Consider the following 13,664-nt stretch of genomic DNA (forward strand, 5'->3'; position numbering starts at 1 on the left):
GCGGCGGTCCGGCGGCCGTTCGGCCGCTGTCCGACCGGTTTCCGGTCTCGCGCTGACCGCCCAGTTCTCTACCAGACCTTCGGGCCTACACCGGACACCGCTTGTACACCCGGCCTTGCCGAGGCCGTACGATTGCGGCAAATCCTGTCATGATGACCAGTGACCTGTCTCACGCCCGGTGGGGGAGAGCCGGGCGGCCGCCGCCGACCGAGACCGGGAGTGACCCATGGTGTTGCGTGCTCGGGCGACCATCGCCGGAATGATCGCGGGCCCCGCGGTCCTCGCGGTCGCCGGTGCACTCGCCAACGGCCTCAACCTGCTGATGAACCTGGCGCTGGCGCGGACTCTTGACCCAGCAGCCTACGGGGCGGTAGTAGTCCAGGTCAGCATCTTCATGGTGCTCTCGGTGGCCGGCAACGCGCTGCTCATCGCGGTCGTGCAGAAGGAGACGAACGCCGACGGCGACACCCGGCGCGATCAGTGGGCCTGGATCCGTCACCTGCGCCGCCGGTGCCTGTTCGGTGTCTTCGTCGCCACGGTGCTGGCGCTGCTGATCTGTCGGCCGGTGGCCGCACTGCTGGCCTACGCGCACCCCCTGGCCGTCGCGGAGGCCGTCATCGGGGCGGCGGTGTGGACGCTGCTGTGCATCGAGCGCGGGGTGCTCCAGGCACGGGGGGCCTACCGTCGCCTCGCGGGCAACTTCATCGTCGAGGCGACGGCTCGCGCCGGTCTCGTCGTCGCGTTCGTCGCCGCCGGGCTCGGCGTGAACGGCGCCGGGCTCGGGCTGGTACTGGGCGTCGCGCTGGGCACCGACCACGCCCGCAAGGGCCTGGCGAAGGTGCCGCGGGCGATGGCGGTCTCGCTGCGGGCCGCCCGGTTGGCCGCGCTCGCCACCACCGGGCCGCTGACGATCCCGTCGGCGCAGATCGTCCGGCGGCCGGGGCTGCTCGCGAGCACCTGGTTGGCACTCGGCGCGCTGGTCCCGCTGGCCCTGCTGCAGAACATGGACGTCGTCATCGTCGGGTGGCTGGACCACGACGGCGCCGGCGCCTACGCGGCCATCGCCACCGCCTGCAAGGTGCCGGTGTTCATCGGCCTCGCCGTGGCGAACTTCCTGCTGCCCGAGGCGGCCCGTCGCCGGGCCGAGGGCCGCGGCGCCACCGCCGCGCTCACCGTGGCGTGCGCGCTCGTCGTCGCTCCGGGCCTCGCACTCGCCGCCCTCGGCACGGTCGCGGCGAAGCCCCTGCTGTCGCTCGTGTTCGGCCCGGACCTCACCGGCGCCGCCTCCTCGCTGTCGATCCTCGCGCTCGGTATGACCTTCCTCGCTGTGACCCTGATGTTCGCCACCTACCTGCTGGGCTCCTCCCAACGCCGGGTGATTGTGGTCCTCGCGGTCTGCGCGGGTGTCTCCGCGGGTGCGATCGGGCTGGCCGGCGGCGACGCGATGCGCACCGCGGTAGTGGTGCTCGTCTGCCAGGTCGTCACCACCCTCGCGGCGGGAGCGCTGGTGCATTCCCTGCACCGCGCCGACGCCCGTGCGGCGTCCCCCGCCGCCGGGTCCGCGGCCTCCGCGGCCTCCGCGGCCTCCGGGGCCTCCGGGGCCGCCGCGGCTCCGTTGTCGCTGCCGTCGGGATCATCAGGGTTCCCGCGGCCTCCGCTGTCCCCGCCGCAGCCGAAGCCGCCGTGGGCGTCCGGGACAGCGGGGGAGGGGGCCAGCGTCCCGGGCTCGGGCCAGATTCCGTCCGCTCCCGGGACCGGGGAGGCGCGACCCGCCAGTGTCTGGTGACGGCAGCGCGGAGAAGCGCCGCCTCTGTTCATTAGTAACCGCGACATAGCTGGGCATCGCGGTAGCAGAGTCAGAACCGATCGACCCTCGCACCGACCCTCCAGGCTGGCCGCGGCCGGAGCCGAGCACGGCCCGCTGTCGCCGTGGAGGGCCGTCCGAACGGAGTACACGTGGCGTTGATCAGTCCCCGCTTCGCTCCTGTCCGCGCGCTCGCGGGCGCCCGGGTCTGATGCCCGACTCAGCGGGCGTCGACCCGGACACGATGAGGGTCCTGGGCCCGGGCGGCCCGTCTCAGCCCCCGCCGCCGGCCTGGGGCGACCCGCTGGCGGATCGGGATGGCCGTCGTGTGGGCTCCGACGACCGGCCGCCGCGGCCGGAGCGCCGGTCCGGCGGTCCTGGTGCCCGGTCCAGGAGGGGCGGTGCTCGGGCGCAGGAGTCCGGTGGACGGGTACCGGAGGCCGGTGGGGGGCTGTTCACCCGGCGGCGTCTGATCACCGGGGTGGCCGGGCTCGGCGCTCTCACCGCCGGTGGCGCCGCAGCGTGGCGCCTCGCCGGCGACGACCCCGGCAGCCAGCCCTGGTGGCCGTCGGAGACGGACGCACCGGGACTGGCGGACGGCGCCGCGTCCGCCCCGTCCATGTCGTCGCGGAAGATTCCCAAGGGGATGCTGGCGATCTTCGGCGCGCCGGGCAGCTTTGGCGGGCTGGACGGCTCGTCCCCGACCACGGTGATCGAGGTTCCGGGCTGGGGGTTCGGGCCCGGCCAGGCGGCCTACATGTCGGCGGTCGCCGCCGACGGGACGGTCCTCATGGCCACCACCCCGTTCACCGACGACCAGTCGAAGCTCACCGGCACCGGCATGGAGCTGGGGGTGTTCGAGCCGGACGAGCACCGGTTCGCCCGGCTGGTCATTCCGTCGACCACCGGGCGGCAGACCCAGCCGTCCAGCAACCCGCTGCTCTCCGGCATCGGCGGCGGCGACATCTCGGACGTCCTCGTCGTACCTGCCCCGGCGGGGGAGCGGGGCGAGCGGGCCGTCTTCGTCTCGCTGATGCCGTACTACTCCTGGGACGTCCGCACCTACGGGCAGCTGCCCGCGTTCGGGCGGCTGCGTCGCGACGACTCGGACGATGCCTGGCACTACGAACCCCGCTTCTCCCACACCGGTGACTCGCTGGCCGCCGGCATGGAGCCCCGGGCCGCGGCCACCGCCTTTCCTGTCGGCGTGAACGGGCAGCCGCGATCGGCGCGTGGGCCGACGTCCATCGCCCGGCTGCCCCGCAGCGGTCACCTGGTGGTCGCCCAGTACCTGGGCACCGGGCAGGGCGGCACCGACAACGGTGCGCTCATGGTGCTCGACCTGGAGGGGAAGGTCCGGGCGTTCTGGCAGTACCCGCAGGTGCGGCCGCTGGGCATACAGCTGGTGGTGAACCCGCGTGAGGTGGCCGCCGACCCGACCAGCGAACCCGACGACGAGCGGTTCGTCCTCATCTGCGACACCCGGGACACGGGCTACCGCACACAGCCGTTCCCGATTCAGGAGTTCTCCTACCAGGCCTCGACCGGACGGATCACGCCGAAGAGCACAGCCGTGCGCGCCGTGCAGGACCGGTCCCGGATGGAGAGTGCCGCCTTCGGCGCCGACGGCACCCTCTACGTCGCCCGGACGAAGGCCGACGGCCTGCGCGCGGACACCCTCGCCGTCTATCCGAAACTTGGCCGGGAGCGGGGCCTCGTCACCCGCACCCCGGCCACCGGCAACTGGCCCGTCGACACCTGGGGGGCCGAGAACCGGCCGGACTTCCTCGTCCCCGGCACCGACCGTGGCGGGCTCGTACGCAGCCTGACCATCGACCCCGAGACCGGAGCGGTCCTGCTGGCCGGCCTGAACGGCCTGGTCACAGCGGTGCGACCCGCAGGGAGCGGGGCCCGCATGACGTTCCGCACGCTCGAGCCGCTCGACGTGGGCCTCGACCGCCTGCGCGGCCCGGCGACCCGTTACGTCGGCCTGCGCCGCGGTGCGATCGACGCCCGTCGGCGCATCCTGTGGCTGCCCGTGAACCAGCTGGTGCTGGACGGCATCCCCTGGCCCTACCCGCCGTTCAAGCTCGACCAGTGGCTGCTGCGGGTGAACCTGGACGTCCTGTTGGAGGACTGAGCCGCGCAGCAGGCGGTGGCGCCCCGGTCAGGCGGTGACGTCGCGGCGGCGGAACAGTACTGCCGTGAGCAGCGCGGACACCCCGCAGAAGGCCAGCACCCGCAGGCCGGCGTCCGCCCACGGGGTGGTGTGGCCCGTTCCGCCGACGGCCATGATCTCCATCAGGTGGGCGGGCAGCCAACCGCCGGCCGGATCGTAGATCCGCCCGACCAGCATCTCCACCGGTAGGGCGTAGGCGAGCCCGACGGCGATCGCCGCGGCCGGCGAGCGCAGCACCACGGCGGCCAGCGCGCCGACGACGGCGTACCCCAGGGACCCGAGTGACACATTGACCAGGCTCCGGCCGATGGTCGCCATTCCCGCCCAGGACCGCCACTGGTCCGTCGGAACGCCCTTCACCGGCGCCAGCGCGAACGACAGCGACACCGCGACGAACGCTGCCACGGCGACCACCAGCACCACGAAGAGTGCCAATGCCAGTGCCTTGCCGCCCAGCAGGCGCAGCCGGTGCGGCTGCGCGATCAGCTGGGTCCGCAGCGTCCCGCGGGAGTACTCGCCGGCGAGCGCCGCGGCCGTCACCGACAGGGCGACGACGCCCAGCAGGATCGTGACGGATTCCAGGCCCTCGGCGATTCCCGCCGGCACGGCGAGCATGGAGACCGTCACCGGGTCACCGTCGAAGTCGGTGCGGCCCGCCGAGAAGATCGTCAGCACTGCCCCCAGTGCAGCCACGGCGGAGACCGCAGCCAGTGTGCCGACGAGAAAGCGCCGGCGCAGCAACGGGACCCATTCAGCCCGGAATGCGTTGATCATGTGGCACCGCCTCGCATGGTCAGGTCGCCGTCGACATCTCCGGTCGCTTTCAGAAACGTCTCCTCCAGGTTCGGTCGATGGGTCCGGATCGACCGGAGGGTGATGCCGGCCCGCATCGCCAGCCGGTTGATGTCCGCCGCCAGCCCACCGGGGGCGTGCGCCACCACGACCGGATGCCGTTCGACCAACGTGGGAACGGAACGGGCCTCGTCCGTCATCTCGATCTCGATGCGCAGCCCGGCGGAACCAAGAATGCCCGCCAGCCGGACTGCGTCGTCATCGCGTTCGGGCACCATCAGAATGCGCGGGTCCTCTGCCGCCAGCAGGTCGGCGACATGCCCCTGGAAGAGCATCCGACCACTGCGGATCATCACCAGGTGATCGCAGATCTGCTCCACCTCGGACAGCAGATGGCTGGAGACGAAGATGGTCATGCCGGTCCCGGCGATATCCCGCAGCAGGGTGCGGATCTCCCGGATGCCGGCCGGGTCGAGCCCGTTCGTCGGCTCGTCCAGGATCAGCAGTCTCGGGCGCGGCAGCAGCGCGGCGGCGATACCGAGCCGCTGCTTCATGCCCAGCGAGTACGACCCGAACCGGTCGTCCGCGCGGCTGGTCAGCCCGACCTGGTGCAGAACCTCGTCGATCCGCTCCCACCGGGCGCGCCGGCCCCGCTGGCTGCGGCGCGCGCCGCTGGCGCGGGTGCCCACCCCGCGCAACAGCGCGAGCTGCTCCAGGTTGCGCCGCGCGGACAGGCCCGGATGGAACGTGGGCCCCTCGATCATCGCGCCGGTGCGGCCCAGGTACCGGTCGGGCGTGCTCACCGGCTCCCCGAGCACCCGGGCACTGCCCGCACTCGGGCGGACCAGCCCGAGCAGCATGCGCAGCGTCGTCGACTTGCCCGCGCCGTTCGGCCCGACGAACCCGGAGAGCGCCCCCGCCGGGATCAGCAGGTCCAGCTGGTCGACCACGCGTCGCTGCCCGTACTGCTTGGTCAGCCCACGCGTCCACACCGCCGCGTCGGAGGGCGCGGGTGCCGACCCGCCCGGTCGCCGCCGGATCCCGGGCCGGGTGCCCGGCCGGCTGCCGGCCCGGGACTGGCGCGGAGCGGTCTGCGGCACCGAGCTCGCGCTGCCCGGCAGATCACCGGCCGCCGGGGCGGCAGGCAGGACGGGCCCGGCATGGCCGTGGCCGTGGCCCTGGGCGTGGCCGTGGCCCTGGGCGTGGCTGTGGCCCTGGGCGTGGCTGGCGTCTGTCACCGGATCGGCAGGGGCGTGCCGGTGCTGCGCCGGCATCGCGGGGATACCTGACGTCATGGCCTGGCCGTCGCGGTCGTGAGCATCGTCGGAATGGTCTCCTTCGCTTGATGTCTGGCCGCTCGTGGGCTCCGGCGATGCGACGCCGGCGTTCTCCGCCCGGGCTGGCAGGAATTGAGATGGCGCAGCTGGTCTCGCCATCGGCTAACCACGGCAGTCGCCGGTGCGGAAAGAAGCTCTGCGCCGGAGAGTGACCGGCGCGGCGCGAACCTCATCGACAGGCCGGGTTCAGGGGTGCCTTTGTGTGGCCCTCGGATCGTGGAACGAACGCACGGTAGCCGAATGTTCCGGACGGTGTCCTGCCGGGCGAGCCGCAATGCGCAGGGCCGCTCGCGCGGGTGCGCGGTATTGAACGGACATACCTCGAAAAAGCGGGGTGGCCGAGCGGCCTGGTTAAGGGACGTCGCCCCGTTTCGGCCCGGTCTGTTCGGGGTCTTTCCGTGGCTGGCTTTGCCTGCGTAGCCCTGCGCTCTGCGTTAGTACCAGGCCGGCCGGAGATTCCGGGCCGGTCACGGGTGTGGCTCACCCGACATCACGGGGCTGTGGTTTTCCGGCGATGCCGTTCGGGTATCTCAGCGCGACCTCGGTATGCCCGGGTCGCGTCCCGCGGCGGGCAGTGGTCGGCGGGGGGCGCCCCATGCTTTGGTTCGTGCTCACTTCACTCGCGGTCGGGCTTCCGGTGGCGGTGGCGGCCCGCGCGCTCCTTCCCGGGCGCCGGCCGCTGACTCTCGGGACAGCCGCTGTCCTGGGCGTGCTCGGCGCTCTCGCCGGTGCGGCGGTCGGGCGGCTGCTCGGCGACGCGGATCCGACCGCGCACCCGCTGCGGCGGGAGCTGGCGGGTCCCCTCCTGGGCGCCGCGCTCGCGGTGCTCGCCGGCTGGGGCGTGCGGGCGCGGACCTACCGCAGCGGCCCGCGACCCGTGCGGCCACGCCCGTGGGCCGAACCGTTCCCGGACCTTCCGGTCTCCGTGAGCCGGCCTGCTGACGGCCGGCCTGGTGAGGGCCGGCCTGGTGAGGGCCAGCCGGACGACGGCCAGCCCGGTGAGAGCGGGCCTGCTGCGGGCCAGCCTGGCGGCCGGCGGCCGGCTGGCGCCCCGGCAGGCCCCATCCGGCCGTAGCCCTGCGGTGCGCGCTCCGGAGCGCGGCCGGGCCCGGCATGAGCACCTTCGGGGCAGCGGCGCCAGATGGCCGGGTCGTGCGGAGGTGTTTCGGGCATGGTGGCCGCACCGCTGTGCCGGTTCGGGGTGGGAACAGAATCGCTGGTGGCGGGCCCGGCCCGGCAGATCGCCCTCCGGCCGGCCGATGGCGGGGTGTCATTCCACCTGGACGACAATGTCCCGTAGGGACAGTGAGTCTGCTGTGGTCGTGGTGATGTGCGCGGCAGCGCGCCGGAGGGAGACCCGTGGGGGAGTCGGCGGGCCTGCGCAGCGGCATCCGCGTGCTTGTCGCCGTCTCGACGCTCGCGGTCGCCGTGATGCTCGCGCTCGCGATCGTGGCCGCGCTCCGGGCCAGCGACGCGACCGCCGAGCGCGGTGAGCGCCTCGACCCGGCGGCGACGACCACGGCGCTGCTCCTTGCGGACTTCGTCGATCAGGAGAGCGCTGTCCGCGGCTACCTGATCACCGAGCAGCCGAACGTCCTCGGCCCGTACAGCGAATCCGACCGGACCATCTCGCAGCAGATGAACCGCCTGCAACAGCTGCTGGCGGACTTTCCCGACCTGCTGAGGGACACCGCCGCGGTCGGGACGGCCTACCAGGCCTGGCGCAGCGACGTCGCGGAGCCGGAGGTCGCCGCGATGGAGGCCGGCGACGTGCGGGGCGCGCGGGAGATCGAGAAGTCCAGCGGTCGGGTGCGGTTCAACGAGCTGCGCGGCCGGGTGGCGGACCTCGGGATGGCGATCGCCGCCGAGCAGACGGCGGCGTCCGGGCGGCTGGAGAGCGCCGCCGTCCTGCTCCTCAGCTCGCTGGCGAGCGCTGCGGTTGTGATCCTCGCTGTGGTCTTCACGGTGATGAACGTGCTGCGTCGCTGGCTGCTGCGGCCGATCGACGCGCTCCGGCGGGCCGTGAACGCGGTGGCCGCCGGGCGCTACGACACCCGGATCCCGGCGGTCGGGCCGTCCGAGATCGTCGAGCTCGGTGGGAACATCGAGGCGATGCGCGCCCAGCTCGTCCAGCTGGTGCGGCAGAACGAGCGGTCGTGGGAGGCCCTGGCGCAGGAGGGGCCCGCGGTGATGGCCCTGCGGGACGCGCTCACCCCGTCCGTCCTGCGCGCACCGGGCCTGCTGCTCCGCGGGCGGGTGGACCCGGCGCGCGGCGAGCTCGCGGGCGACTGGTACGACTCCTTCCAGCTGCCTGACGGGCGGGTCGGCATCGTCGTCGGCGACGTCTCCGGCCACGGTGCGGTCGCCGGGGTCTTCGCGTTGCGTCTCAAGCAGCTGCTGGACGCAGCACTCACCCGTGGTGCCGATCCCGGCCAGGCGGTCGAGTGGGTTGTCAGCAGTCTCGGTGAGACGGACGAGATGTTCGCCACCGCCGTCGTGGCGGTGGTCGACCCGACCAACGGCGAGGTCCGCATCGCCAACGCCGGCCATCCCGACGTCCTGCTGCTGCGGCGCACGGCCACGCAACGCGCGCTCGGAACCGGCAGCCACGCCGGAGATCACACCGGAGGCCACGCCGTCCTGACCACCGTGCCGCCGGAGCGGGAAGCGGCCGCGGCGACCATGGCCGGCGCTGCTGGCACCGCGGGTGCTGTGAGCGCCGCGGGTGCTGTGGGTGCCGCGAGCACGACTGCCCGGGCCGGGGCGGGCGCGGCCGTGGACGCCGTCCAGCCTGCCACCGGTGCGGGGTCGGGGGGCGGCCGGCGCACCGAGGTGACCCTGCTGGCCTCCACCGGGCCGATGATGTCGAGCCTGGTCGCCGCCGACGGGGCGTGGCGGACCGACACCCTGTGCCTCGAGCCGGGGGACGTCCTGTTCGTCTACACCGACGGCCTGGTGGAGGCCCGCGACGACGACAACCAGCAGTTCGGCGTCGACAGCCTGGTCGCCGAGCTGCTGCGGGACGCGCACCGCGGCCCGACCGAGCTCCTGGACGACGCGTTCGAGGTGGTCCGCCGGCACGCCTCGGGCCGCCCGAGTGACGACCGCACCGCGATCGTCATCGCCCGCACGAGTCGCTGAGGCAAAGCAGCGCAAACCGGGCAACTGGCACTCTCGGCGGAGCGATGGTGCGGCCGATGCGTCACGGAATCTTCGTCGGGTACATGTCCACCATGACTGACGAGTCCGGTTCCGCGCTCAAGGGCGCGACCGCCCCCGAGCAGGGCGGTACCAGCGTGCGGGACGAGCCTTCCGGCACGCGGCGCTTCCGCTCCCCGCGGTCGCGCTTCAGCCCGGTCCGCCTGATCGCCTACGTCGTGCTGGCCGTTCTCGTGCTGTCGGGCCTCGCCCTCATCACCGGATGGCGGCCCTCGATCCCCAACCCGTTCGAGGAGCGGACCATCGACCGCAGCTCACCCGTCGTGCTGCGGTCGCTGGAGGATCTCAGTGAGTACCACGCGGGCAGCGCCCACATGGAGGTCGTCGTGGACCTCGAGGACGACAGCCGCTGGATCCCCTCCGCGCTGCGCGGCGAACGCACCCTGTTCGTCGGTGTCGGCAGCATCGACGCCGTCGTGGACTTCGGCGCGCTCGGCGACAACGCCGTGAGTGTCTCGGAGGACCGGCGCTCGGTGACCATCACGCTGCCCGCGCCGACCCTGTCGGACCCGAACCTCGACCTGGACAGGAGCTACGTGGTGGCCCGCCAGCGCGGCGCCCTGGACCGCGTCGGCGGCCTCTTCGGGGGGCAGGGGAACGACTCCGAGCTCTACCGGACGGCCGCCGGCAGGATCGCCGAGGCGGCCCAGGCTGACGGGCAGGTGCTCGAACTCGCCAGGACGAACACGACAGCCATGCTGCGCGGGCTTCTCGGTGCACTCGGCTTCACCGACGTCACGGTCAACTACGCGCCGGACCCGCGCTGACGGCCAGGACCGCCAGGACTTCGCCTCGTGGTGGCCACCGGCGCGGAGGCGCGCCGACGGCTCACGCCGGGCGGTGACCGCCGGGGCGGAGCGGTGACCGCCGGAGCAGACCGGTGACCGCAGCGTCGCCGTCGCACCGGCACTTCCGGGGCAACGGGTGAAGGCCCCGCCAGGAACGACCTCCTGGCGGGGCCTTCGCGTATCCATGCAGGTCACGGCACCTGTCCCGGCCCGGTGTCGAGGATTCGCCCGACCGAGCTCCCGTCCCGCGGAGCCGGCGGCGTGGCGTTTCTCACCGCGGTGTGAGGTTTGCCGGACGTCCACGCCGTAACGCGGATGACCCTGGCGTCCCCGCGGCCGCGTGTCGCCTGGCCGGGGCGGTTGCAGGCCGTGTCTGCGATCGCGAAGCGGCGTCAGGGCGAAGCATGGTTCAGTGCGAGGCAGGCATGCATCTTGCTTAGTCCTCTTGCCTTCATAAGGTTGAGTCTCCTAGACTCATGAACTGTTCGGGCGGGCCGGTAGGGCCGAGACAACGAGAGGCTTCACAGCGAAGGCACCGCCCAGAGGGGAGTCACACGACAATGAGCACCTACCTGTGGGACCCGTTCGCCGCGTTCGAGCGCATGGACCGCGAGTTCAACGAGATCGTCCGGCGCTCGTGGGGCTCGCGGGAACACTCGGTGCGTCCGCTGCGCGCCACGCCCCGGCCGCAGAACGTCGTGCCCTCCGCCGATGTCCTGGTGGCGGGTGACGACGTCCTGATCAATCTGGAGCTGCCGGGGGTCGACGTCGAGAAGGACGTCACGGTGGAGATCGACCGCGGCGCTCTCGTCGTCCGCGGCGAGCGCGCGTCAGCGCACGAGGAGACGGTGAACGGGCGCGTCCACCGGGAGCGGTGGCACGGATCGTTCCGCCGGGAGTTCGCGCTGCCGGAGAACGTCGACGCGACAGCAATCAGTGCCCGCTATGACCGCGGTGTGCTGACCGTGCGGCTGGCCGGTGCGGCTGCGGCGCCGCGCAGCACCCGGATTCCCGTCAACGGAGCGGCCCCGGCCACGGCGCTGCCGGCGACAGCGGATGAGCCGGCGACCGACGCCGCCCCCGCGCCCCAGGCCGGGGCTTCGCGGTCCGGCGCAGAGCTCACCGGCAGCGGGGAGCACGCCGCCTCCTGACCCGGCGGGCCGGGCGCGGCCCGGTGACCCGCACCCGCGGGTTCGGTGAAAGTACCCGCGGGTGGGGTCCCGCCCAGGCACCGCTGGTGCCCTGGGCGGGACCCCACCCCACCCGCCGGCCTGGTCACCCGCCTGGCAAAGGCCCGTCAGGCGCCGGCGCCGGCGCCGCGGCGGTTGCCGCTCCCTGCGCGGGAGGAACCACCTCGGGACCCGGTGCCACGGGCCGACGGCGGTGGCACCATCGGCCCGATATCGCCGTCGGGTGCCTCGTCCAGATCGACCACGACCGGGGCGTGGTCGCTCGTGCCGGTGCCCTTGCGGGCCGCCCGGTCAACCCAGACGGCACGCGCGCGGGTCGCGACATCGGTCGTGGCCAGCGCCAGATCGATCCGCATCCCGTAGTTCTTGGGGAAGCAGAGCTGGCGGTAGTCCCAGTAGGTGTAGACCGTCTCCGCCGGCCACCGCGCGCGCATCAGGTCGACCAGACCCACGTCGTGCAGCGCGCCGAGGGCGGCACGCTCCGGCTCGGTCACGTGCGTCGCGCCGTCGAAGGCGGCGATGTCCCACACGTCGGCGTCGGTCGGGGCGATGTTGAAATCGCCGAGTGTCATCACCGGGCCCGCGGGTGCCAGTGCGTGCACCACCTCACGCAGCGCGGCCAGCCATGTCAGCTTGTAGGCGTAGTGCGGGTCGTCGACGGTGCGCCCGTTGGGCACGTACAGCGACCAGACCCGGATGCCCCCGCAGGTCGCCGCGATCGCCCGCGGCTCGGGCTCCGGGAAGCCCGGATCGCCGGGCAGCCCACGCTGCACGTCCTCCAGCCCGGCGCGGGACAGGATCGCCACGCCGTTCCACCGACCGTCGCCGTGATGGGCGACCCGATAGCCGCGGCGGAACAGGTCCTCGTCGAAGAGCTCCAGGAACGCGTCGTCCGACAGCTTGGTCTCCTGCAGGCAGAGCACGTCAGGACTCGCCCGGTCGAGCCATTCGATCAGGCGGGCCTGCCGGGCCTTGGCCGAGTTGATGTTCCAGGTCGCGATCCGCACACCGTCAGACGGTAGTCCTCACCTACGACGAATCCCCGCACGGACCGGTGCGTGACATCCTCGGAGTCATGAGGCGGATGTCCGCTCCCACGGGGAGCAAGCTGATCGGCAGACCGAGATTCGCCGTCGCCATGGCGTTCGCGGCAGGCGCAGCCGGTCTCACCGGCTGCGACCAGGTCTCCGAGGAGACCCGCGCCGCCGGGGGGACAGTCCTGTGCTCGCAGATCAGGGTCGAGCCGAGTGAGATCCAGCAGAATCCCGACTCGGCCCGCCTGGTGGCGCTGCTCGTCCGGGATCTCGCTCCCGAGCAGAACATCAAGGATCTCGCCGGCCGGGTCGCCGAGGACCCGACGGCGCTCAGCCCGCGTGCGCAGCTCGCCGACTGGGTGGCGGACCGCTGCGGGGGTGCGGTTGGCGGCGGTGGTGCCGGCAGCGGCGGTGGTGCCGGCGATGGCGGTGCTGGCGATGGTGGCGGCGGCGAGGACCAGGAGGCGGGTGACGACGACGGCGGGCAGGGCGGCGACTGAGGCCCCGGCCGGAGCCGGGCGTCCGTACGTCCTGCTGAGCTGCGCGATGTCGCTCGACGGGCGCATCGACGACTGCTCGCCGGACCGCCTCGTCCTGTCCAGCCCGGCGGATCTCGACCGCGTGGACGAGGTCCGCGCCGGCTGCGACGCGATCCTGGTCGGTGCGCGGACCGTCCGGCGGGACAACCCCGGCCTGGCCGTCCGCTCGGCGGACCGGCGCGCGGCCCGGCTGGCAGCGGGGCGGCCGCCGACACCGCTGCGCGCCGTCCTGACCGGGCAGGGAGCTCTCGATCCGGCGGCGCGCTTCTTCCTGGACGGCGCGGAACGGATCGTCTACCGCGCCCGCCCGGCGCAGGTGCAGGCACCACCTGCGCTGCCAGCACCTGGCGTCGCTGCCACGCTGGTCGACCTCGTCGACCCGGTCGTGGAGAGCCTCCTGCGGGACCTGCACGGCCGGGGCGTGCGGCGGCTGCTCGTGGAAGGCGGCACGACCCTCCACACGGCGTTCCTCACCGCCGGTCTGGTCGACGAACTACACCTCGTGGTGGCACCGTTCTTCGTCGGTGACGCGGCGGCACCCACATTCGTGGGGCCCGGTTCCTTTCCTTTCGACGCGGCGCACCGGCTGCGTCTCGCCGAGGTCCGTCAGCTCGGCGACGTGGTTCTCCTGCGTTATCGGATGTCGTGATCGTCGCCGCGGCGGCGTGACCGCCGCGGCGTGCTGTGGTGACGGTCGCCGAACGGCGGGACGTCCACCCGTTTTGTCGCCCTCCGGGCGGGCAGGCGCTGTATGGGCAATGTGCCCAGTACAGCATTGCCGA

The 13,664-nt window shown here is 73.1% G+C and carries 11 protein-coding genes; 8 read left to right on the forward strand and 3 right to left on the reverse strand.

The window, feature by feature from the left end; genetic code table 11:
• Positions 1-226 precede the first annotated feature (226 nt).
• Complete coding sequence (locus AB1460_RS17885; protein WP_368962648.1) at positions 227-1,786, forward strand: lipopolysaccharide biosynthesis protein; 1,560 nt, start codon at positions 227-229, stop codon at positions 1,784-1,786.
• Between the two features lie 346 nt (positions 1,787-2,132).
• The gene (locus AB1460_RS17890) at positions 2,133-3,944 is read left to right on the forward strand and encodes a hypothetical protein (RefSeq protein ID WP_420497304.1); all 1,812 of its coding nucleotides are present in this window, start codon (positions 2,133-2,135) and stop codon (positions 3,942-3,944) included.
• 27 nt (positions 3,945-3,971) lie between these two features.
• On the opposite strand, the gene AB1460_RS17895 is transcribed toward AB1460_RS17890, so the two are convergent.
• Positions 3,972-4,757, reverse strand: coding sequence for an ABC transporter permease subunit (locus tag AB1460_RS17895; RefSeq protein WP_368962651.1), 786 nt, complete (start codon positions 4,755-4,757; stop codon positions 3,972-3,974).
• On the reverse strand, positions 4,754-6,070 hold the full coding sequence (locus AB1460_RS17900; RefSeq protein WP_368962653.1) for an ABC transporter ATP-binding protein: 1,317 nt from the start codon (positions 6,068-6,070) through the stop codon (positions 4,754-4,756). The genes AB1460_RS17895 and AB1460_RS17900 overlap by 4 nt, the downstream gene beginning before the upstream one ends.
• Before the next feature lie 649 nt (positions 6,071-6,719).
• Here AB1460_RS17900 and AB1460_RS17905 point away from each other — a divergent pair.
• The 4 genes from AB1460_RS17905 (at position 6,720) to AB1460_RS17920 (ending at position 11,270) form a co-directional block, all read left to right on the forward strand.
• Positions 6,720-7,187, forward strand: a complete 468-nt coding sequence (locus AB1460_RS17905) for a GlsB/YeaQ/YmgE family stress response membrane protein (RefSeq protein WP_368962654.1) — start codon at positions 6,720-6,722, stop codon at positions 7,185-7,187.
• A gap of 284 nt (positions 7,188-7,471) precedes the next feature.
• Positions 7,472-9,253 carry a PP2C family protein-serine/threonine phosphatase gene (locus tag AB1460_RS17910; protein WP_368962656.1) on the forward strand — a complete coding sequence of 594 codons (1,782 nt, stop codon included), beginning with the start codon at positions 7,472-7,474 and terminating at the stop codon, positions 9,251-9,253.
• A gap of 92 nt (positions 9,254-9,345) precedes the next feature.
• Entirely contained in the window at positions 9,346-10,098 is a 753-nt protein-coding gene (locus AB1460_RS17915; RefSeq protein WP_368962681.1) for a DUF4230 domain-containing protein, read from the forward strand.
• Between the two features lie 581 nt (positions 10,099-10,679).
• Entirely contained in the window at positions 10,680-11,270 is a 591-nt protein-coding gene (locus AB1460_RS17920) for an Hsp20/alpha crystallin family protein (RefSeq protein ID WP_368962657.1), read from the forward strand.
• 146 nt (positions 11,271-11,416) lie between these two features.
• Here AB1460_RS17920 and AB1460_RS17925 read toward each other — a convergent pair whose 3' ends face one another.
• A complete protein-coding gene (locus tag AB1460_RS17925) occupies positions 11,417-12,316 on the reverse strand; it encodes an exodeoxyribonuclease III (protein ID WP_368962658.1) in 900 nt (299 codons plus the stop codon).
• A 77-nt stretch (positions 12,317-12,393) separates the two neighbouring features.
• Between AB1460_RS17925 and AB1460_RS17930 the strand changes: the two genes are divergently transcribed.
• Both AB1460_RS17930 and AB1460_RS17935 read left to right on the forward strand, forming a co-directional pair.
• Positions 12,394-12,843, forward strand: coding sequence for a hypothetical protein (locus tag AB1460_RS17930; RefSeq protein ID WP_368962659.1), 450 nt, complete (start codon positions 12,394-12,396; stop codon positions 12,841-12,843).
• Positions 12,812-13,531, forward strand: coding sequence for a RibD family protein (locus tag AB1460_RS17935; RefSeq protein WP_368962660.1), 720 nt, complete (start codon positions 12,812-12,814; stop codon positions 13,529-13,531). Before AB1460_RS17930 ends, AB1460_RS17935 begins: the two co-directional genes overlap by 32 nt.
• Positions 13,532-13,664: the final 133 nt, after the last annotated feature.

This window comes from Parafrankia sp. FMc2, from assembly GCF_041008525.1.
GTDB lineage: Bacteria > Actinomycetota > Actinomycetes > Frankiales > Frankiaceae > Parafrankia.